Source organism: Clostridioides sp. ZZV14-6153 (assembly GCF_020657855.1).
Classification (GTDB): Bacteria; Bacillota; Clostridia; order Peptostreptococcales; family Peptostreptococcaceae; genus Clostridioides.
In genome coordinates this window covers 123,249-146,759 of the sequence record NZ_JAGWCZ010000009.1, presented here as the reverse complement: position 1 = coordinate 146,759, position 23,511 = coordinate 123,249, and the positions used below count along the sequence as shown (strand labels likewise).

The window sequence follows — 23,511 nt, the reverse complement described above, 5'->3', positions numbered from 1 at the left end:
TACTTTTCTTCTATATTTTATACACATAACTAAGTGATAGTGTAACAAAAATACTGAATGATTATTACTATCTAATTTCATTGTAATTACTTTCTTTCAGTTTTTACTACTGATTTTATAGTACAATACATTTTTTTGAAAATCAAGTAAAATAAATAACCTATCGGTTAGGCTTACATCTTCCACCTCCTATGGCGAGGAAGAGGAATTTCGCCATTATAGGTTAAACTCTGAATCTTTCTTTGCTTCATCTAAAATTTTAATTAATTTTTCATTCATTATATACATTCCTTTCTATATAAAAAAGAAGCCATCTAAAAAAAACTAAGATGACTTCACTTAATCGTTATAAACAGTACATTTACTAGTATAAAATAATTGGTGTACCTGGTTCTATATTTTCATATATTTTCTTTGCCTTAGAAAAAGGTGTATTTACACATCCATGTGAACCTGAAGATCTATATATACCTCCACCAAAAGAACTTCTCCAAGTAGCATCATGAATTCCTATATTTCCATTAAATGGAAGCCAATAACTTACAGGTGAACTATAGCCTTGACCAGTTAAAGAAACATTTCTAGCTTTATAGTTAAGAGGATATATACCTGATGGTGTAGCAAATCCCCTAGCTAAACTTCCTGTTACAACATCTGTTGATACAAGCATTTCTCCATTTTTAAAGAACCACATGTGTTGGCCAGAAAGACTAATCTCAACATAGGTATTACCAATATCATCTTTATTACGAGATACAGCTTTTTGCATGTAGATAGGTTCTCTTGTAACATTTTTCCCAGCTTTTACAACATCAACTAAAGCTTCAGCTTCTTTCTTTTTATCTATCAACCATCCATAAATTCCACCTGAAATAGTAATCTCTTTACCAGTTGCAGTTTTAAATGGTCTTGAATCTCCAAAAGTACTATATTTTTTGCTTAATCCTCTTGTATACTCTACCATCGCATCATTATCGAAAGTTATGTCATAATTTTTTTCTGAATCTACTTTTAACCATTTATTAATCTCAGAACCGTCTAAAGTTTCCTTACGGTCACTAAAATCATATGTAACAACTACACTGACATATTTATCTAATGTCTTAATAGCTTCTTTTAACTTTTCTGAATCCTTTGTATTGTTTGGAGCTTCATATATTTTACTTTCCTCTAAAGAAACAGAAGTAACACCAGAATTAATTGATTTTTGTACTAGTTTATAAAAATCATCTTTTTTTACTTTGTTTCCAAGTACCTCTGGTACTATAGCATAAGCATTTTTACTGCTATCATACTTAGGGTATGCACTCTTAGGCTCTACAACATTTTTACTATCAAAACAAGATAAAGCATTAAACCTTTTTTCTAGTAAATCTTTATCATATGAAAGAGTTACCATATTATTATACTCTTTAGATTTAAATATTCCACCAATCCACCCAAATGCACTTTGGTTATCTTTTATTTTTTGAACCTTATCATCTGGTGTAAACTTTAAGTCTATATCTTTTGATTTTATTTGTTCTTTTTTATTGTTTCTTTCCTCTAGACTTAAAGTATAAGAATTAGTACTTGATGTTAATAAATCATTTACTTGTTCAACTGTCTTTCCTGATGCTTTCACACCATTAATAGTAGTACCAAAGTAAAAATGATTTCTAAAAAAGATTGCCATCCCTATATAAGCTACAATCAAAACACCTACTACTATAGCTATCTTAACTTTTAGATTTTTTTGCCCACTTTCTTGTTTTGCTTCTTTTCCTTCAATCATAACTAAATCCTTTCTTCATTATAATTACCTATGTACTTTACTAGTTTTTAAAAAACCTTATTTCTTCTATATACCCAAACTATTATATTATTAATTTATATTTTTGAAGATAGAGTTATTTACATGATACTACTTTATCTTTTAGATAAAATGCTTATTGTTAATACCTCCTTTCAAAATCCCTTAAACATAACCTCTGCTACATAATATATTACCATACTTTTAAGTTTCAGTGTGGCTATCTGTCTATTTTTGTGACATTAAACTACTATTTTCAAAAAAAGAAACTAATATATTGTTAGTTTCCTTTTTTGATTTATTCTTATATATTAGTATCCAACTTAACATAACGTTGTTATATACATTTTATATAATTATTATTTAATTATTTTAGTTTCTATGTCCTTCCCATCTGCGTATTCTTTAAGTAAATCCTTAGCGTATCCAAAATACTCTTCAATATCTGATTCTGGACTAAATGAAAATATACAAATTAGTATTTCATTTACATCTGTTGTTATCATAGCTCTCTCAGAATCACTGGTTGGACTTCCAAATTTACCTAATGAATCAGATAGTATAGGTAGATTTTCTATATTTATCAACTCTTTTCCAATACCTTTATACTGCTCGCCTTCATCACCTACAGTAAAACATATTGGTGAATGTAATTTACCTATATTATATGTACCAACTGGATATAGTGATTTTATAGATATTAAATTATTTATTTCAACTATATTATTTATTGTATATAGACCCTTCCCCTGAACAATTCTTCTAACTAATGCTTCTGAAGATGTTCTATATCTACTTGGATTTTTACCAAGTTCTTTATATGCATCTCTTGCATCTTTAATCTTATCCAATTTCGTAATATCTTCAATTTCTAGCTTTTGATTTAAAATATTACAAAACTCATTTATCCCATTTATTAACTTTTCTGAGCTTTTATTTACTACTACTTTTGCTTGGATACATCCTAACTTTGCATCAGGCCACTTGTCCTTAAGTTTTTTATCAATGCTTATATCTATCATACTCAAACAACTCCTATACATTAAATTTTTAGTTAAGTTTTTTATCATCTATACATTATAGTACTATTCTTTTGTTAATAACATATTTATATTTAAAATAATTTATTTTTAACAGATTTTTGTAAAAGATAATTACTTTCTTCATATATGAATATTACAAAATAAAAAACACTAATTATCTAGCAAGCATTTATTAAATACAAGCATATATAATAGTGTTTTATATAAAAAATTAAATTTTATTTTTAGAGTAATTCCATAAAATTTTGAACTGGCATTGGTCTTGCAAAATAAAATCCCTGAACTAGATCACATCCAAATTGTTTCATTAATTCAGCCTGTTTCTTACTCTCAACACCTTCTATAATTACAACTAAATCTAATGATTTTGCTAGAGATACTATAGACTTTGCTATATTACGACTTTTCTCATCATTTTCAATACCATTAAGGAAAGACTTATCTAATTTTAATACATCAATTGGCATGTCCCTTAGACAACTAATAGAAGAATAACCTGTCCCAAAATCATCCATAGAAATTGAAAATCCATACTTTCTTAATTCATTTAAAACACTCTTTAATATATTTAATTCATTAATAGCTACAGTTTCTGTTATCTCCAATTCAATTAAATTTGAATGTATGTTATATGTTTGGATAGTCATATTGATAAATTTTACAATATCTGGTTGATATAGCTCAACTCTAGATAAATTTACTGAAACTGGTACTAATTTTTTACCTTGTTTTTCCCATTTAGATAAATCGATACAGACTCTTTCAAATACAAATCTACCTATTTTTAAAATCAATTGACTTTTTTCTGCTATTGGAATAAATATAGCTGGACTTATAAAACCATGTTCAGGATGATTCCATCTTATCAGTGCTTCACTTCCTATCATATCACCATTTACAAGTGAAAACTTAGGTTGATAATAAACTTCAAATTGATTCTTTACTAATGCTGTCTTTATATCATCTAAAATTATAGATTCCTCACTAAGCTTATTTCTAACATCTTCGTTATAAATAGCATAGTTTATATTTTTACCTTTGGCAACAGACCTCGCCATATTAGCTTTATTTACAGCCTTTTGAGCATCTACTTCTCCTTCTTCTACGAAGTAAATACCCACACAAAGAGAAATTTCAAATACTGTATTTAGATTATTTTCAATATTATTTCGTATACTATCAAGTTTTTTTATAATTTTATTTCTTCCATTTTTATATTCACAGAAAATAGCAAAATAATCACTTGAAAGGCGTGCATATATTTCACCTTCTGTTAATTCCTCTTTTAAAGCTCTTGCTATAGTAATTAATAGATTATCACCAAATTCATATCCAAAAGTATCATTAATCATTTTAAAATTATCAATATCAAAATATACTATAATATAATTTAAAGATGGTTTATTTAAAAGACACTTACTACATTCTCTATAAAATTTATTTTGATTTCCTATATGTGTAACTCTATCTTCATATGCTAACCTCAATATTTCTTTTTCATTAGATTTTTTTATGTACATTATATAGAAAATAATTGCAATAAACACAAATATAATCAATAACACTGCATATACAGCTCTCTTAATAATTTGCTCAGAATTACGAAATATAACACTTTCTGGAATTGAAAAAATCAAGTTCCAATCATTTATATAATTATCTTTGCTCTTCCCATTATCCATAGTAGCATATCCTAGGTATCGTCTTTCTCCTGACATATTTAAAATTGCTGCACCTATTTTATTTTTTTCTAATTGTTTTTTTAATTGATTTACATCTTCAATGTCATTATCCTGTTTTAATAATTCATAAATATTCTTTGACAATCTATCTTGTTGAGGATGAAGTATAACTGTCCCATTATTTTTTACAACATAAGATATACTATTATTTTCATAAAAAGATACATTTATAAGTTTCATTAGAGTATTGACATCATAAGTACAATATAAAACTCCAACTACTTTATCATTATTTAATATTGGTACTGAGATAGCAATCTTTTTTACAGACTTATTTACTTCATCAACATATGGACTTGAAACATACTCTTTGCCATTAATTGAATTTTTAAAGAATTCTCTATCTTTAACAGAAAACTTATTACCCTTAGTATTTTCTGCATTCCCATTTATATCAACAATTGCCATAGTATAAAATTTTTGGTTTTCCATTTCATCTAAAAGCTTTTTTATTTTTTCTTCATTAGACATGTTTGGATTTGAAGTATAATAACTTGAAAAAATATTTAAAATATCTAAATCTTTTTCAATTTGTCTTTGTGCTAATTGAGAACCTTGTATTGCAACTTCTTTTATATGTACTTCTGCCTCTGATATAAGAAGATTTCTTGTATCTTCTATATATAGATATCCTAATATCAGAAATAATGATGCCAATAAGAGAATTATAATTAATGTAACACTTTTATTTCTTTTAGTCATCTTACCCCTCCCTTAATTAGTCAACACTTTATATCCCTATTTATATCTTTTTTAATACAAATTTATTACTTATCTTACATACAAATATATCTAAATATTACATATAGATTCATTCTAATTATTATAATAACATTCTTTAATTAAATTTTGAATTAAAGTTTTAAAACTATTTATATTTTTTCAAATAAAAAACCCTATATACATGAGATTATATATCTCATGTATATAGGGTTTTAGTTTATTTATTTTATAGTAAGTTTTATAGTAAATTTATTTTCCATAATATGAATTTAGATACATTTCTTTTATTTCATTCATAAGAGGATATCTTGGATTCGCACCTGTACATTGGTCATCAAATGCTTGAATCACCATTTCATCTAGTGAATCTATAAATTTAGATTCCTCAACCCCAAATTCTTTTATAGTTTTAGGAATACCAACTTTACTCTTTAAATCTTCAATAGCTATCAATAAACTTTGGAATTTTTCTTCATCAGAATTTCCTTTTAATCCTAAGAATGAAGCTATTTCAGCGTATCTCTTTAATGCCTCTGGATACTTATATTGAGAGAAAGCTCCCATTTTCTTTGGTGCATTAGAAGAATTAAATTTCATAACATCTGTTATTAAAAGAGCATTTGCAACACCATGTGGTACATGATGGAAAGCACCTAACTTGTGAGCCATAGAGTGACAAACACCTAAAAATGCATTTGCAAAAGCCATTCCCGCCATTGTAGAAGCATTTGCCATTTTTTCTCTTGCTTCTGAGTCTTTTGCTCCATTATCGTATGCACGTGGAAGATATTCAAATATGCTCTTAATGGCTTGTAAAGCTAGACCATTTGTATAGTCAGTTGCAAGCATAGATACATATGCTTCTAGTGCATGAGTTAAAGCATCAATACCAGAAGCAGAAGTTAATCCTTTTGGCATATTCATCATCATATCAGCATCAACTATAGCCATATTTGGCATCAACTCATAATCTGCTAATGGATATTTCACCCCTGTATCTTGGTCAGTTATAACTGCAAATGGAGTTACTTCTGAACCAGTACCTGCTGATGTTGGTATAGCTACAAAACTAGCTTTTTCACCCATTTTAGGGAAAGTATACACTCTTTTTCTTATATCCATAAATCTCATTGCTAGGTCTTGGAAATCTACTTCTGGATGCTCATATAATGTCCACATTATCTTACCTGCATCCATTGCACTTCCTCCACCTATAGATATTATTACATCTGGATTGAACTCTCTCATAGCTTTAGCACCTATCTTAGCACATTCTAAAGTTGGGTCTGGTTCAACTTCAAAGAAAGTAGTATGCTTGATGTTCATTTCATCTAATAAGTCAGTAACTGTTTTAGTATATCCATTATTGTAAAGGAATGTATCTGTTACAATAAAAGCTCTCTTTTTATCCATTACATCTTTAAGTTCTTTTAACGCCACTCCTAAACAACCTTTTTTAAAATAAACTTTTTCTGGTGCTCTAAACCAAAGCATATTTTCTCTCCTCTCAGCTACTGTCTTAATATTAAGTAAGTGCTTAACTCCTACATTTTCAGATACTGAATTTCCACCCCAAGAACCACATCCTAGAGTAAGAGAAGGAGCTAGTTTAAAATTATATAAATCACCTATACCACCTTGAGAAGAAGGAGTATTAATTAAAATTCTACAAGTTTTCATAGCTTTAGTAAATTTATCAAGCTTTTCTCTCTGATTTACATCGTCAATATATAATGAAGATGTATGACCAAACCCTCCATCTTCTACTAATTTTTCTGCTTTACTAACTGCATCATCAAAGTTGTTTGCTTTATACATTGCAAGTACTGGTGAAAGTTTCTCATGAGCAAAAGCTTCTTCTATTTCAACTGATTCAACTTCACCTATTAAAACTTTAGCATCAACTGGAACTTCAAAACCTGCTAGTGTTGCTATTGTACAAGCTGTTTGGCCAACGATTTTAGAGTTTAATCCTCCATTTACTAAAATTACATTTCTTAATTTTTCTGTTTCTTCTTTATTTAATAAGTAAGCACCACGCTCTTTAAATTCTTTTTTAACTTCATTATATATATTTTCTAATACTATAACTGATTGTTCAGAAGCACATATCATACCATTATCGAATGTCTTAGATACAAGAATTGAATTTACAGCAGTTTTTATATCTGCACTGCCATCAATTATTGCTGGCGTATTACCTGCACCAACTCCAATAGCTGGTTTTCCAGATGAATATGCTGATTTAACCATTCCAGGGCCTCCTGTAGCAAGAGTTAAGTCAACTTCCTTCATAACAGTCGTAGTTAATTCCAAAGATGGCTCATCAATCCATCCAATTATACCTTCAGGAGCTCCAGCCAAAACAGCAGCTTCAAGAACTACCTTTGCCGCCTCTATAGTAGAATTTTTTGCTCTTGGATGTGGAGAAAATATTATTCCATTTCTAGTTTTTAGAGCTAAAAGTGATTTAAATATAGCAGTAGAAGTTGGATTAGTTGTAGGTATAACTGCTGCAACAACTCCTATTGGCTCAGCTATTTTAGTCAGGCCAAAGGCTTCATCTCTCTCTATAACACCACAAGTTTTAGTTTCTTTATATGCATTGTATATATACTCTGATGCATAGTGATTCTTTATAACTTTATCCTCGGCAATTCCCATACCAGTTTCTTTTTGTGCCATTATAGCTAGAGGAACTCTTTGCTTATTAGCTGCTAAAGATGCTGCTAAAAAAATCTTATCTACCTGTTCTTGAGTGTATGTAGCAAAGATTTTTTGAGCTTCTCTAATTTTTGCTAATTTTTTAACTAGATTTTCAACATTATTTACAACACCTGAATTATCTACCATAGCTTCTTCTCCCCTTTTATTTTCTATTATAACTTGTTCTTTATTAGCCATTTCAATGCCCTCCTAGAATAGTATAATCTTCTTTTTATGTTAATTTATTAACAGTATAACACGTTGTTTTTACATTTTCAAGTTATTTTTTTAACATTTTATTTTTTATTTAGTCTTATATTATTCATATTAATACTATTATTCTTTACAAATATCTAAATTAACTATATATCACTTTATTTTTTATATAAGTTATAAACAAATTCATCTCAATGCTTAAGGATAACGTTATTTTTTTAACACTTATGTTTTTATTTTTTTAATGAAAAAATTAAAAGATTCTTTTTTCAAGGATGGTATTGTATAAAAGTTATAAAGAAAAAAATACTTTAAGAAGAAAACAAAGGCTTAAAGATCAAATTAAATTAAATACTCTGAGATATACAAACAGATATAATATATACTATAATTAAAGATATATACACTGATAATTTTTATATACTGTGAAATAAAATATATTTAATATCGTATAGATAAACTTAAAATTTATAGGAGGAATTAAGGATGAAAAAATTAAAAATAATTAGCATTTTATCTTTAGTTATGAGTACAATTTCAGCCATTTGTGGTATTGGTGTAGTAACTTATTATGTAGATAATTTGTTTATTAGAGGGCTTTCAGTATTTATTTTAATTATGTCTGCTTGTTTTGTATCAAGTACAACAAGTTTGATATTTAAAAATACAAAGTAATATAAATTCCAATTTATAAATTAGTTTAAGTAAATAATTTTAATATATTACAAGTTAAAGTCCAGCAAATAAGATTGCTGGACTTTGTTAATATTACTAATCATACACATATATCATATTACATCACTAATCTATTGATGTGGACTTTTTATAACAGGTTGTAACTGTTTATTATCAAGAGCAAGCTCTATAGTTGGAATTATTAACTCTGTATGTGCAATCATAGAATTAGGCTTTGTATTACAATTATCTTGACCAAAAGGTACAAAATATATATTTTTAGAGTTAAGAAGAATACCAATATTTTTGAAATTAAAACTTAGAGCATCATTAGTTGATATTGAGATTACAAGTGGTTTATCATTGCGAAGATGACCCTTTGCTGCCATCAATACTGGAGAGTCCGTAATACCATTTGCTAACTTAGCGGCAGTATTGCCAGTACAAGGGGCTATTATTATAATATCAGCAATTCCTTTAGGTCCAAATGGTTCTGCTTCTTCAATTGTAACAATAGGTTTATTTCCTGTCAGTTCATATGCTTTTTTCATAAATTCTTCAGAATTTCCAAATCTACAATCTATATTTTGTGATACATCTGAAAATATCGTGTGCACATTTGCTCCTGCTTTTACCAAATTCTCTAACTCTATAAATATTTTATCATAAGTACAAAACGAACCAGTAAATCCTACTCCAATTGTAAGTCCTTCAAGTTTCATCTCTAATCCCTTCTTTCATTTATAATATTTTCTATAGCGTTAACAAGAATTTCACCAGATGTCTTTGGTGAGTATTTACCAGGAAGCCCAAGACAAAGATTTGCATTAATACCTAAATTTTGTGTAGCAGAATAATCTAATCCACCAGGAGAAGAAGCTATATCTATAATAGTTACTTCTCGTGATACTTTTTCTAATTTCTCTTTCGTTAAAATACATTCTGGTATGGTATTAAAAATATAATCAAACTTTGAAAGATTTTCATCTCGTTGATTTAAAGAAATACTAGAATACCCAAATGCATTAGCCGTACTCCTTGCATCATTATTTCTTGCTCCAACACATACATTTGCATCTAAAGCATATAATTTTTTAGCAAGTATTTGTGCACATCTTCCGAAGCCTAGTACTAGACAGTTACTTTGGTGCATATTGATTATACTTCTTTTAATCGCTTCTGATATGGCTCCTTCAGCTGTAGCAACTGCATTTAAAATAGCAACATCATTCATCTTCATAAAATCATAAACCTGAATAGAGTGTTGCTCACAAAATTTGTAAACTTTAGTTGGTATGTTGCCTCCAAATAGTATTTTATTAGGAGATAAGTTAATTAACAAGTTATCAATAGTAGCATCAAGACAACCATCAGTATTTTCAATACTAAATTGATTTTTTGTAAATGGAATTGGACATAAAATAATGGAACTTTTGGATAGTGCTTCAGCTAGTGAAGTTGCTTTTCCAGCGATTCCATTTATAATTTCATTTGCTATTCCATATACAACTACAGAATATCCTTTATTAATTAGTTTTTTTACCATGTACACTTGTCGCAGGTCTCCGCCTATAACAGTTATATCGTATTGATTTGACATATTGTAAGCCTCCTTTACTATATACAATATGTTTTTATCAATATATTGGTTCACTAAAATTATTAAATATTATACTTCTAACATTGCTAATAATGCTAATCTATCTATCTTTTCAGAAGATGTATATGGTAATGAATCTAAAAAAATAATTTTTCTTGGAATTTCATTTCTAATTAAATAATTTCTAATCTTAGTCAATAAATCCTTCTTTGTAATTTTATCTATGGTTGTTACAAATAATGCAATTTGACTTCCCCTTATAGTATCTAAATAAGGTAATGCAACTGCATCTTCAATTTGAGGAATTCTTTTGACTACATTTTCAACTTTAGTAGAACTAACTTTAAATCCACCAATATTTACAACATCATCACTTCTTCCTTCAAATATCAAATATCCATCATCATCAAAATATCCAATGTCATTGACAGAATAAGGCTCTGATGCATTATATACTGCATATTCGGTATTTACAAAAATTATTCTGTTCTTAATATATACATCTATTTTTGGAAATGGCTTACCTATACTTAATGGTTTCTCAATCAATTCATCATAACACAAATATGTAATGTAGTTTAATTCACTTGCTCCATAATATAAAATTATTTCAGAGTCTGGCATATATTTTTTTATTTTTCTTGCTGCATCCTCAAACAACAATTGAGAACCTGTAAAAACACTTCTAACTTTAACTATTGTCTCACTTAAATATTTAACCAATAACTGAAGTTTTGTAGGTATAAGATATATGTTAGTTATATTGTATTGTTTTATTGCATTTATCCATGTTTTATAATTTAAACCTGAACTTATTACAATACTACCACCTTCATAGAGTACTGACATTATAGAATTTAGATTTCCTGTAAAACTAAGTGTTCCATTGATAAACAAAACAGAGTCCTCATAAATATGGAAAACTTCATTTTGTATAGGAAAAAATCCAGCCCAGCTTTCATATGTTCTATATAATACTTTTGGGACATTTGTAGAGCCTGAAGATAAAGCTCCCATACAAATTTCTTTATCTAAATAGTCTAAGATATTATTATATTGATATACATTTATACTGTGATGGTCTGTAGAAGAATTAGTTATCTTTAATATCCTATTGCAACTACCATTAGATAAATCATTTATATCTATATTCTCATCAGATATAACAACTGAAATATTATTCTTTATTAAAATATCACTTAATACTCTTTTAGAAAGATTATAATGACAAATGATAGGCACATTATTTGAATAGTTAACACCTAAAAAACTTACTAATTGGAACTTTATATTTTTAGAATAAATTAAAACAGGAATATTTTCACCTATAGAAATTTGTCTCCCAATCTCCTCACTATCTCTTAATATACTGTCATAAGTATACTTTTCTCCATCTATAATCAAAAAATCTTTATCTTTATAGCTGTTTCTTTTTACTTTCAAAAGTTCATAGTAATTCATAATCTACACCCTTTCAATCAATAAAGCAGAGCCTAATCCCCCAGCAGCTGCTATAGAGCAAATTCCATACCTTCCATTAGTTTTTTCAAGTGCTTTTAAAAGATGTAACGCAATAATTGCACCAGAAGCACCATATGGATGACCATATGCTAAAGCCCCTCCAAATATATTATACCTATCTATTAATGCTGGATATTTTCTTTGAAATAAAACATCTATAACTGCAAATGCTTCATTAAATTCAATCGCAGATATGTCCATATAGTTAAGCTTTTCTATCTCTAAAATCCTCTCCATAGCTTTCATAGCAGATGTTGGGCTTAAATGTGGCTCTGTTCCTATTGTACAAGAGTTAATAACTTTAGCTTTTGGATTCTTTTTTGTAGTCTCTAAATATCTTTTAGAACACAGTATAAGAAATGAAGCTCCATCATTAATAAGACATGCATTTGCTGCATTTGTAATACTTCCCTTTCCTAAAATCGAAGGTATCCTATCTAATAATCTTTGGCTCATTTTATCACGTATACCTTCATCATATGTATTGCTATCTATAGGAGATATAATATCTTCAAGAAATTCTTCTTCTCTTGTGTTTTTTGCTCTTCTATGACTTTCTTTTACCCAATAATCTAATTCTTCTTTCTCAATTTTATATAACTTTGCCACTCTTTCTGCACCTTCGAGCATACTATTCTCACTATTATCATCTGGAGAAAATTGAGCAACTGCATAGCTTGGATTATTGATATTATATCTTTTATCATTTTTATGATATGTACGCATTGGTTGTAGAGAGCTACTCTCAAAACCTCCTGCAATAATTAAATCACATTGCCCAGATTTAATCTTTGAAAATGCTATATCTAAACTCATCATAGCAGAAGCACATTGCATATCTACAGTAAAAGCAGGAACTTCACTTTCTATTCCCGCTGTTAAAGTCATTAATCTTGCGATATTACCTCCTGTACCAACTGCATTTCCACATATAATCTCATCAATCTTATCAATCTCATACTTTTCAATTAGATGTTTTAAAACCTTTGCTCCTAGTAATTCTGGTTGAACACATTGAAAAATTCCATTTTTTAAACCTATATGACTTCTTAATCCTCCTAATATAAAAACATCTTCCATACATTATATCCTCTCTTCATCATAGATTTCTTTTAAGTACGTTATTTAATTTAACACCTAAAAAAGATGCAATAATTGCTTTTATCGTATCTCCAATTAAAAATGGTACCACTGCTGCAAAAAGGGCTGCTTCTACTGTCATTTGATTAAAGTAACACATAAATACTGTTCCCATAAAATATATAATAGGCATACCAACAAAAATTGTTATTGGTATATATCTTTTAATATCATTATTTTTACCTTTTAATAAGCTAATAATTAGTGATGCAAATAAAAATCCAAAATAAAAACCACCTGTTGGGCTTAGTAATTTGCCAATTCCAGATGCACCTCCACCAAATACAGGGATTCCAATTAAACCTATCATTATGTATACACCAACTGTACTAAATGCTTGTCTTGGAGTTAATATTAAAGCTATTAGATTTATCATTATTGTTTGTGCTGTTACTCCTGCTGGTGTAAATGGTAATGGTATATATATATAGGATGATATACATAATAATGCTACACATATTGACATTTTAGTTAAATCTTGAATATTTACTCTATTATTTTTCATTTTTATAATTCCCTTCATATGTCTTATTCAATTTAGTTTATATGTACATATAATAAACCCTCTATTAAGGCTTTGTTTTAGTATAAAAGAAAGACAGTTTTTTGTCAACTTCAATACAATTTTAGGTTTACATTTAATTTATAAGTAAACTTGCTTCTAATCCTTTATGTTTTAATGGCTATTTATAAAATTTTACTTATAAACAAATCTATTTGCCCTATACTTGTAAATTATAATATGATATATTTTATATGAGATTTTATTTCATATAATAAATTAACAAGGAAGTGACAATATGAAAACTAATGAAAATCAATTAAACAACATAGATAAAGAACTAGATGAGCTTAGTAAGAAAGTTTATTTAGAATCCCCAGATTTTTGGATAAGTATTTCTGACAAAATAGTAGATAAAATTTTTGATGAAATGTTATTATTTTTTGCAGTAAAATATAATTATTACAATATACTATCTTTTGCAATTGAAAATAATTATATAGATTTAAATATGCCATCAAAAAATAAAGACTATCCAAATATAATGAGTCATTTTTTAGACACAGCAAAACAAAATGAAGATAAAAAGATTTATAATTATCTTTTAAACTTAAATAAAGAAGATACCATAGGTGAAAACGCCTCTTTAGATGATTTAAATCACAATACTGAGAAAGATACTTTTGGAAAGAAAGATGTATATATTCCAAAATACATGTGTCCAAACTGTAATACTAATATTTTTGATACAGGTTACAGAGTATCAAATGATATAACATATAAATTTTCTTTTCAAGATGCCGAACCTGTTGAAGTATCTAATGAGATTACTTCTATTAAATGTTGTAATTGTGATAAATCAATAGAAAATGTAACTACTGACAAATTGTATAGTATATGTAAAATTCAAAACTGTGATAATTGTGGTTCTAGTTTAATTAAAGTAGGAATTATTGCAAAGAAAAAAATGGAGTTTAATGAGAATACTGAAGAATTTGGATATGTTTCAACATCTTATTGCTGTAGCAATTGTGGCTCTAAAATAAATTCATCTCAAAAAGAATACTTTAAGCTTTAATATCTTATATTTTTAAAATAATTTCAAATAATAATACTCTGTTATTAAATATTATTATAGAAATTTTTGGGGACATATTTGGAAATATAACATAAATAATTTTTATATAGACACTTTAATGGTAATTAAAATTGCTATGAAATTAGATATTATTAAACTAGTTTCATAGCAATTTTTAGTAATATAATTTTTATTAAGTTTGGACAAATTCTATTTTCTATTTCTTTAGTGTACCAACCATAACTCTTAAATCAATTGTTATATTAGATATCCCTGACTTTATCAACTTTAAAATTTCTTCTTCATCTAATGTTGATGTTAAAGGAGTCATTTTAACCAAATTCATTAAATTTAATACACTGACATCAGTTTTATAATTGATTCTATTTTCATAAACTACACTTAGATGTTTTTTAAATACAGCTACAATGTTTTTATTGTCATAATCATTATTCTTTATATTTCCCTGTATATTTGTCCTTATTTCTTTTAAATAATTTGATTCTGGGACAATCTTTACTATTATTCCATCATCATTTAAAACTCTTGTAAATTCCTTATAATTTGCAGGAGAAAGTATATTTAATATTACATCAAACTTATTATCTTTAAATGGTAGATTTGACAAATCTGAAATACACCATATAATTTCATTCTCTCCTCTTTTAGCTATAGAAATACCTTCTTTAGCTATGTCAATTCCAATTAATTTACATCTATTTTTAATATTTTTATCTTCATATAATTTATTTAAAAAATATCCTTCTCCACATCCAGCATCTAAAATATAGTTAATATTTTTATCTAAAGTGTAGTTATGAATTGCAGACTTTATTTCTTCTGTTAAATTATCATATGCTTTAGAATTATATATTTCATGTCTTGATTCAAATAGTTCTTTATCATAAATAGTTTTAGTATTACTATTTAATAAGTTAACATATCCCTTTTTGGATATATCAAAGCAATGATTATTTATACATCCCATGCTATTTTTATCAATTGTAATCATATCTTCTTTACAAAGTGGACATTTGAATACATCTATATTTTCATTAAGTAGTAATTTAGCAATTTCTATCCTTTTTAATTTTCCAACAATCTTTTTACCTTCATTACTTATATTTTGTTTCATCTCCATAATCTCCTCAAATTTACTATTTAATTTAAATAGCACGAAATTATGGCTACTTATATAAGGTATGTTTCTATATCTTATATAAAATCATGTTATAAGTTTTTGTAAAATAGCCACAATTTGTGCGCTATCCTCTTATTCTAATATAATGCATAAATGCTCTTTTATTCATTATTTTATCCTCCCATAATTATATATTTTGTAATATATACTAGGTTACAAGCATATATGATTCAGGATTTTAAGTCTCACCATTATAAAAATATATCTATCTAGATAGTAAACATTTTAATCGCTATTCTAATATGAATATACTAAAGCTGTTTACTATATTCCATTAGATATTCTTTAAACCCTGAATCTTCATTTACTTGTTCTTTTACTATATTAAAACCTTTTTTATTGTAAAATACAACTGCTTTTTTATTATCTTTATATACTGCTAAGCTTAGATTTTTATATTCTTTAATTGCATACTCTAAAAGTTTGCTTCCTATTCCTAGACTTTGATAATTTGTACTTATAAACAAAGCTCCTATAAATTCATTATCTATAATACTTATAAATCCTTTTATTTCTTCTCCATCATCATATACAAAAGTTTCAGATATAGGCATATATTCGTTTTTAACAGTATTGTAGCTATTTTTCCAATAATCTTTATTTATAAAATCATGTGCTTTGATTGTACTTTCTTCCCAGATTTCCATTATTTTTTCTATATCTTTGTTATTTGATTTTCTTATCATAAATTTTACCTCATCTCATTATTATATTGAGTTATTCTTAAATCCTATACTGTCTATTTTACTCATAAATATTACTGGATTATAAGTTAATATAACTCCAGTAATATCTATTTTATATAAATACAGTTTACTAATATATCTAATTAAAAATTGACTAAATTTAATCTTATCTCTTTTAAATAATTATTTCTTATAAGTAAGAAATACACTATTTGAACTATAAACAAGCTTCCCATTACCAAAACCGCAGATGATGCAACCTCTATATCAAAAGAGTTCTTAAGTGCAGTAAGTGCAAATACCGAATGTACAACAGCTACTACATAAGGTAACAAAAACACAATTCCAATCTCAATGGTTGAAGCTCTTTTAATCTCCTTATATGTCATCCCCAATTTATTTAACTGTTCATACTTTTTCTTGTCAATTTGACAATCCATATAAAACTTATTATATAAGAAACTACTTGTAGTAACAAAGAAAATTAAACCTATAAATACTGCTAAAAACATAAATGTAGAATATGTTAGTTTACCAGTTTCTATCATTAATTCTTTAGAGAAAAACAAATATGGTTGCATTCTAGACTCATTATCAAATTTATCTTCAAATTGTCTACATATATCTATAGTTTTACTTGAATCTTCTACCTCAAATGTTGAAAATCTATCTATTATAAACTTTGATTTTATACTATCATAAAAATTATCTTTTACCACATACATATTTTTATAATACGCTGGCATAACACATTCTTCAACTTGTTTTGCCACCTTTAAACTTCTATTCCCTATAATGACATTTTCTTTGACTTTCTTATCTCCAGGTAAACTTGATGAAAACAATGATATAGATTCATTATCTTCAAAACTTATAGGCTTAACTCCTATAGTCTTTGTAATTTCTAGGTACTTTGATTCTTTCATTATTCTCACATTAAAATCACTTTTCTTAGGAAATACAGTTTTAAACTCACCATTAACTCTTGCATAATCTATACCTTCTTTTTTCAACTTATTTTCTATAAAACTCATTCTTTCCTTATCTTTCTCTTTACTGTCAGGTTTATTAGTGTCATTATGCAAAGTCATTGTTGAATAATATATTGTGCTAGGATATATTAAATTAATTTGACGTTTTACATCTTTCCAAAAGGAGTAAACAGTACCTATAGCAGTGAATGCCACTGCAGAAGTTATAGTTATCAAAAAGAATATCCTAGCATTATCTTTTACCTTATAAATTAAGTTTGAAATCCAAAGCATATTTGTATTACTTCTATAAAAACTTTTCTTCATCTTCAATTTTTTTATAAAGTACACACTAAATTGAGAAAAGAATAAATAAGTTGCTACTATCGTCAGAGATGTAACTGGAACTAAGCGTAAATATGTTGTATATTGGTCAGTTGATGTAACAGCACTATAATACGCTATTATAAACAGGCAAATACTTAATATAGCAAGTATTAGTGATGTTTTAGGCTCTGGTTTTGGAGTTTTTGTACCTTTAAGTAACTTCAATACTTGATTTTCCTTAATTATAAAAGAAGTAAATATAGATGTTAATATAGCTAAAACCATAAAATAAATTAAAGTGGAAAACATTGCATTTAATGGTATATAAAATTCTAGTGGTGATAATTCTAAAAAAGTAGACATAGTTACTAAAAATATCTTTGAAAAAATTAAACCTACTATTATCCCAATTACAGAAGATACTATATTTATTACTATATTTTCTATAAGAACCAATTTCATTACTTGTCGTTTTGATATACCTGTAATATAGAGTATTCCAAACTCTTTATATCTACTCTTAAGAAAAACACTCACTGAATAAAACACAAAGAAGAATAAAAATAAATATGCAATTATTTTACTCATCTTAAGCCCTTCTTTTAAATAGTCAGGAAATTGAGCTATATCTAAACCTGGATGACTTGTAAACATAATAAAAGAAAAAAGTAGTGAAGAGGATATAACAATACTTGCTAAATATCCTAGATATGCTTTAATATTTCTTGAAATATTATTAATGGCAAATTGTTTTATGTTCATTAATTATCTCCTCCCAATAATGTAAGCACATCCATTATTTCTTGATAAAATTGCTCTCTACTATTTTCCTTATATATTTCATTGTATATAGCTCCATCCTTTATAAATAAAATACGATTACAATAGCTTGCTGCTAATGGGTCATGAGTTACCATCATAGTAGTAACTTTATTCTCTTTATTTATCTTTTGAAATAGCTCCATTACAGTCTTTGATGATTTTGAATCTAAATTACCTGTTGGCTCATCTGCTAAAAGTATTGATGGTTTATTGATTAATGCTCTAGCAATAGCAGTCCTCTGAGCTTGGCCACCAGACACTTCAAAAGTCCTTTTATTTAATAAATCTTCTATACCTAAAATTTTAGATACTTCATTTAGCTTTTCATCTTGTTCTTTTACACTTACCTTATCTAATGTCAATGGCAATACTATATTTTCACCAATAGTTAAAGTATCTAATAAATTAAAATCTTGAAATACAAACCCCAACTCTCTTCTTCTAAATAAGGCAAGTTCTTCACCTTTTAATGATAATGGATTTTTACCTTTTAATTCTATTTTTCCTGTAGTTGCTTTATCAATAGTAGAAATCATATTTAAAAGAGTAGTCTTGCCACTTCCAGATGGTCCCATAATTCCTACAAATTCTCCGTCCTCTATACTAAAACTTATATTGTTTAATGCATTAAAAATCATTTTTTTACCATATACTTTGCTCAAATTACTCACAATTAAGGTTTTCATTATTTATAACTCCTTTCTAATTTATAAAATGACATGAAGTATATATTAAATACTACTCATATTAATTAAAGAAATTTTATATAAATACTACTCATATTAATTAAAGAAATTTTATATAAATACTGAATTTATTTTAGTTTATATACTAATTATATTGGTAAAAGCTAATATAGCAAGTACTATACCTGCCACTATTCTATATATAGCAAATACTCTCATTGGTTTTTTCTTTAGAAAATTTACGAACTTTTCCATCACTACTATAGACACAAGAAAGGCTACTATAAATCCAACAATTAAAGCAATCCACAAAGTTGGTGTCATTATTGAATAATCAAATTCAAATAAATCTAGTCCTGAAGAAGCTACCATTGCTGGTATAGCTAAGAAAAATGAAAATTCTGCTGCTGTAGGAGAATTAAGCCCTGCTATCCATCCACCCATAATAGTAGATGCACTTCTTGACATTCCTGGCCACGCAGATAAAACTTGTAATACACCGATTTTTAAAGCTTGCACTGGAGTGATTTTATCTATATTATCTGTTGAGTGCTTCTTTTTTCTAAATAGAGTTTCTATTACTAATAATAAAATACCCCCAACTATGAACCCTATAATTACAGATTGTAAGTTAAACAATGCTTTTATGTTATCATAAAATATAACTCCCACAATCCCAAATGGTATACAACCTACAATAACATTTATTCCAAATTTAAATCCAGTTTTTCCTTCCTTACCTCCAGTAAATATGAATTTAAAAAACTCTATAACACTATCCTTTATTTTTTTCCAGTAAAGTACTACTACTGCTAGTATAGCTCCAAGTTGTATTACAACTTCAAACATCTCAGCAAATTGACCTTTAAAATCTATTAAGCTTCCCACCAAAATCATATGACCTGTAGATGACACTGGAATAAATTCTGTAAGTCCCTCTACTATAGCTATTATGATTGATTTTAATATAAAAATAATATCCAAACTCATTGATAAACACCCTTTCTTTACTATATAATCTTCTTAAAATTTCTTTTCTTATGTCATTTCTTATATTAATTTTAATTGACATTAGAAAATTTCACTATCTACAAACATTACACAAACATTACATCTATGTAATATTTGCAAAAAATAAACTATCTTAAAATTAGATTGTATAATTATAAATCTTATTAAAAAATATATACACATTAATTTTAACAAGACATTTAAATTATAAATACAATGTTAATCCATCTTAAAATAGTCTCTTATTAGTTTATATTATCTTTACTAAATATTATTGAAACTTCGGTTCCTTTTCCTACTTCTGATTTTATATTGACCTTATGACCTAAGTTGTCACATACTTTTTTTACTAGATAGAGTCCCATACCTGTAGATTCTCCAAATTTACGTCCATTTTCTCCTGTAAAAAATGGGTCAAATACTCTTTTTATATCTTTAGATACAATTCCAACACCTTTGTCTATTATACTTAAAATTATAGACTTATTATTTTCTTCAGATTTTATAATCAAATCTTTACTATAATCTTTAGAATATTTAACTCCATTTGTAATTAACTGATTTATTATAAATTTCATCCATTTTATATCTGTATAAATATAAATAGATTTATCTATATCTATTTTAGGAATTATCCCATTCTTTATAAATAATCTCTTTTCATCATTTATAGTATCTACTATAATATCATTCAAATTAGCTTTTTCAACCACAAAATCTTTCTGAAATTCATCCACTCTTGCGAAATACATAGCCATGTTTAAACCTTTATTAACTCTATCTATCTCCTTTTTTATATTTTCAGTAACTTCTTCACCTTCATATTCCTGAAGTTGAAGACTTATAACTGATATTGGAGTCTTCATTTGATGAATCCATTGGTTGATAAAAGTTAAATGTTCACTATGTATTTTTTTATGTTCCTGAATCATTGATTGATATAATCTATGTTGTTGTTTTAAAATAACTGATATGTTTTCTCCAAAAAAAGAGCTCCCTAAATATAAAAAGGATTCATCTAAAGAGTTTATACCTTTTTTAAAGAGATTATATACTTCTCTATTTTTATAATATTTATATATCAAAAAAAACAATAAGATAAAAGTACTAAACAATAAGATATATAAAGCTTCTTCTACACTGATAAATTTCATAAGACTACAATAAATAATTGTCATAGATATTCCTAAATAATATATAAAAATATAGCCTTTACAATCTTTAAATAATAATTTCATATTCTCTCCTTACCAATTTTTATTTAACTTATATCCTACTCCTCGTACAGTTTGAACAGCATCATTTATACCTAACTCCTCAAATCTTTTTCTTATTCTACTAACATTTACATTTAGAGTATTTTCTTCTACAAACTCAATATCATCCCATATCTTTTCTAATAGATAATCTCTACTTACTACTTTAGGGTATTTTTTTATAAGACACTCAAGTAATATTCCTTCTTTTTTAGTGATAATCAAGGTCTTATCCTCTAACTCTAGCTCTAATCTTTCTGGATAAAACTTTAGTCCATCTAGTTCTAATATTCTCTCATCTATTTTAGGCGAATATTCACCATATACCCTTCTTATATGACTTTTTATCTTTGCCATTACTACATCATAATAAAAAGGCTTTGTTATATAGTCATCAGCTCCACTTTCTAAAGCTCTAATCTGGTCTAAATTACTATCTCTAGCTGATACAAAAATTATAGGAATATTTGATTGTTGTCTAATACATCTACACCAATAGAATCCATCAAACTTTGGTAAATTTACATCTAAAAGCACTAAGTCTGGCTTGAAATTTGCAAATGTAGTAATTATATTATCAAAGTTTTCTTCAACCATTACTTCAAATCCATATTTCTCTATATAATCTTTAAGTAATGTACTTATTGATATATCATCTTCTACAATATATATTTTATGACTCATATAATTCCTCCATATTTTAATTTTCTTATTTACCCTATGTTAATATTACATTCTCATATTGCTCCATATATAAACATACCATTAGCATATATTTTTATCAATAGAATAGAAAAAGTTACCTTAAATAAGGTAACTTAAACTTTTAGCACTATTAACTCTACTATTTAGCATTATATATTAATTCTTTTATGTCTACTTTTTTCTCTTGTAATCCATTTTTTATTAAGAAGTCTTGTGTCTCTTCAAGAGAAGATATATCTTTGTCTGTTATATCTAAACTAAAATCATACCAAGCATATAACTCTTTAGTTTCTTCAACGCTTAAATCAACTTCTTTTGCTACCTTTTCCATAGCTTCATCAAAGTTATTGTCTACATATTCTAAAGTTTCTTTTTCAACTTTCATAAATCTTTCAACTACCTCTGGATGTTTTTCAGCAAAATCTGTACTAACAGCAGTTACTATTATACCATCTACTAAACCTTCACCATTTGCTACAAGTTTACTTCCAGACTTCATGGCTTTAAGAGCTGCTGGTCCAGCAATCAATGCAGCATCAACACTACCATCAGAAAGAGCTGCTGATGCTTCTGGAATACCCATATTAACAAACTCAACATCATCCATACTTAGTCCTTCTTTATCAAGTGCTGCAATTAATACTTGATGTAATATAGTTCCTTTTGGTCCAGCAACCTTCTTGCCAACTAAATCTGCTGCTGATTTTATTGAATCATTATTTGTTAAAATCATAAATCCTTTTGGTGATCTACTATAAGTGTTTAATATTTTTAAATCTACACCATTAGATGCTGCTATTAAAGCTGATGTCCCTCCTAATGCATGTAAAAAATCTATCTCTCCAGCCGCTAAAGCCTGTGTTTGCTCCGGTCCTGTAGTTATTTCATGAAAATTAACTGCTATATTATCCTTTTTAAATTCTTTCCCAAATAAATCATCTTGTTTTTGAATTATAGAAGGCACATTTAGTGGTGATTTTACATAAGTTAAATTTATTTCTGAAAGATTTTCACCCTCATTCTTTTTTGCACATCCAGCTAAAGACGCTGTTGTAAGTGTTAATATTGTTATACCTATCAATAGTTTTTTTAATTTCATATTTTTACT

At 27.1% G+C, this 23,511-nt stretch carries 19 protein-coding genes and 1 pseudogene; 2 read left to right on the top strand and 18 right to left on the bottom strand.

Annotation, left to right across the window (positions count from 1 at the left end; all coding sequences use genetic code 11):
• The 5 genes and pseudogenes from KGF46_RS12590 to adhE form a co-directional block, all read right to left on the bottom strand.
• Window positions 1–81 (bottom strand): annotated as a pseudogene (locus KGF46_RS12590) (IS200/IS605 family transposase); the annotation flags it as partial.
• 283 nt (window positions 82–364) lie between these two features.
• The gene (locus tag KGF46_RS12585) at window positions 365–1,774 is read right to left on the bottom strand and encodes a L,D-transpeptidase family protein (RefSeq protein ID WP_227829569.1); all 1,410 of its coding nucleotides are present in this window, start codon (window positions 1,772–1,774) and stop codon (window positions 365–367) included.
• A 377-nt stretch (window positions 1,775–2,151) separates the two neighbouring features.
• A complete protein-coding gene (locus KGF46_RS12580) occupies window positions 2,152–2,814 on the bottom strand; it encodes a B3/4 domain-containing protein (protein ID WP_227829570.1) in 663 nt (220 codons plus the stop codon).
• A gap of 245 nt (window positions 2,815–3,059) precedes the next feature.
• Window positions 3,060–5,279, bottom strand: a complete 2,220-nt coding sequence (locus KGF46_RS12575) for an EAL domain-containing protein (protein ID WP_227829571.1) — start codon at window positions 5,277–5,279, stop codon at window positions 3,060–3,062.
• 270 nt (window positions 5,280–5,549) lie between these two features.
• Window positions 5,550–8,153 carry a bifunctional acetaldehyde-CoA/alcohol dehydrogenase gene (gene adhE, locus KGF46_RS12570; RefSeq protein ID WP_227856757.1) on the bottom strand — a complete coding sequence of 868 codons (2,604 nt, stop codon included), beginning with the start codon at window positions 8,151–8,153 and terminating at the stop codon, window positions 5,550–5,552.
• 555 nt (window positions 8,154–8,708) lie between these two features.
• On the opposite strand from adhE, the gene KGF46_RS12565 reads away from it, so the two are divergent.
• Entirely contained in the window at window positions 8,709–8,897 is a 189-nt protein-coding gene (locus KGF46_RS12565; protein ID WP_227862008.1) for a hypothetical protein, read from the top strand.
• 131 nt (window positions 8,898–9,028) lie between these two features.
• On the opposite strand, the gene KGF46_RS12560 is transcribed toward KGF46_RS12565, so the two are convergent.
• The 5 genes from KGF46_RS12560 to KGF46_RS12540 form a co-directional block, all read right to left on the bottom strand.
• A complete protein-coding gene (locus tag KGF46_RS12560) occupies window positions 9,029–9,619 on the bottom strand; it encodes a dipicolinate synthase subunit B (protein ID WP_227829573.1) in 591 nt (196 codons plus the stop codon).
• Between the two features lie 2 nt (window positions 9,620–9,621).
• A complete protein-coding gene (gene dpsA / locus KGF46_RS12555) occupies window positions 9,622–10,497 on the bottom strand; it encodes a dipicolinate synthase subunit DpsA (protein WP_227850871.1) in 876 nt (291 codons plus the stop codon).
• A gap of 69 nt (window positions 10,498–10,566) precedes the next feature.
• Window positions 10,567–11,958 (bottom strand): AMP-binding protein, encoded by a 1,392-nt coding sequence (locus KGF46_RS12550; RefSeq protein ID WP_227829575.1) that lies wholly within the window; start codon window positions 11,956–11,958, stop codon window positions 10,567–10,569.
• Between the two features lie 3 nt (window positions 11,959–11,961).
• A complete protein-coding gene (locus tag KGF46_RS12545) occupies window positions 11,962–13,098 on the bottom strand; it encodes a thiolase family protein (RefSeq protein WP_227829576.1) in 1,137 nt (378 codons plus the stop codon).
• Between the two features lie 19 nt (window positions 13,099–13,117).
• Window positions 13,118–13,663: a biotin transporter BioY gene (locus KGF46_RS12540; protein ID WP_227829577.1), complete on the bottom strand. Its 546-nt coding sequence runs from the start codon at window positions 13,661–13,663 to the stop codon at window positions 13,118–13,120.
• A 295-nt stretch (window positions 13,664–13,958) separates the two neighbouring features.
• On the opposite strand from KGF46_RS12540, the gene KGF46_RS12535 reads away from it, so the two are divergent.
• A complete protein-coding gene (locus KGF46_RS12535; RefSeq protein WP_227856756.1) occupies window positions 13,959–14,738 on the top strand; it encodes a hypothetical protein in 780 nt (259 codons plus the stop codon).
• A gap of 217 nt (window positions 14,739–14,955) precedes the next feature.
• Here the strand turns inward: KGF46_RS12535 and KGF46_RS12530 are convergent, their stop codons facing one another.
• The 8 genes from KGF46_RS12530 to KGF46_RS12495 all read right to left on the bottom strand — a co-directional run bounded on the left by KGF46_RS12530 (window position 14,956) and on the right by KGF46_RS12495 (window position 23,502).
• Window positions 14,956–15,873 carry a putative RNA methyltransferase gene (locus KGF46_RS12530; RefSeq protein WP_227862007.1) on the bottom strand — a complete coding sequence of 306 codons (918 nt, stop codon included), beginning with the start codon at window positions 15,871–15,873 and terminating at the stop codon, window positions 14,956–14,958.
• A gap of 317 nt (window positions 15,874–16,190) precedes the next feature.
• Window positions 16,191–16,625: an N-acetyltransferase gene (locus tag KGF46_RS12525; protein ID WP_227862006.1), complete on the bottom strand. Its 435-nt coding sequence runs from the start codon at window positions 16,623–16,625 to the stop codon at window positions 16,191–16,193.
• 143 nt (window positions 16,626–16,768) lie between these two features.
• Window positions 16,769–18,685 (bottom strand): FtsX-like permease family protein, encoded by a 1,917-nt coding sequence (locus KGF46_RS12520; protein WP_227842848.1) that lies wholly within the window; start codon window positions 18,683–18,685, stop codon window positions 16,769–16,771.
• On the bottom strand, window positions 18,685–19,431 hold the full coding sequence (locus KGF46_RS12515) for an ABC transporter ATP-binding protein (RefSeq protein WP_227829582.1): 747 nt from the start codon (window positions 19,429–19,431) through the stop codon (window positions 18,685–18,687). Before KGF46_RS12515 ends, KGF46_RS12520 begins: the two co-directional genes overlap by 1 nt.
• 138 nt (window positions 19,432–19,569) lie before the next feature.
• On the bottom strand, window positions 19,570–20,421 hold the full coding sequence (locus KGF46_RS12510) for an undecaprenyl-diphosphate phosphatase (protein ID WP_227829583.1): 852 nt from the start codon (window positions 20,419–20,421) through the stop codon (window positions 19,570–19,572).
• A 266-nt stretch (window positions 20,422–20,687) separates the two neighbouring features.
• Window positions 20,688–21,680 (bottom strand): sensor histidine kinase, encoded by a 993-nt coding sequence (locus KGF46_RS12505; RefSeq protein WP_227829584.1) that lies wholly within the window; start codon window positions 21,678–21,680, stop codon window positions 20,688–20,690.
• Window positions 21,681–21,689: 9 nt separating this feature from the next.
• Window positions 21,690–22,382, bottom strand: a complete 693-nt coding sequence (locus KGF46_RS12500) for a response regulator transcription factor (protein ID WP_227829585.1) — start codon at window positions 22,380–22,382, stop codon at window positions 21,690–21,692.
• A gap of 160 nt (window positions 22,383–22,542) precedes the next feature.
• Window positions 22,543–23,502: an ABC transporter substrate-binding protein gene (locus tag KGF46_RS12495; RefSeq protein WP_227829586.1), complete on the bottom strand. Its 960-nt coding sequence runs from the start codon at window positions 23,500–23,502 to the stop codon at window positions 22,543–22,545.
• Between the last annotated feature and the right edge of the window lie 9 nt (window positions 23,503–23,511).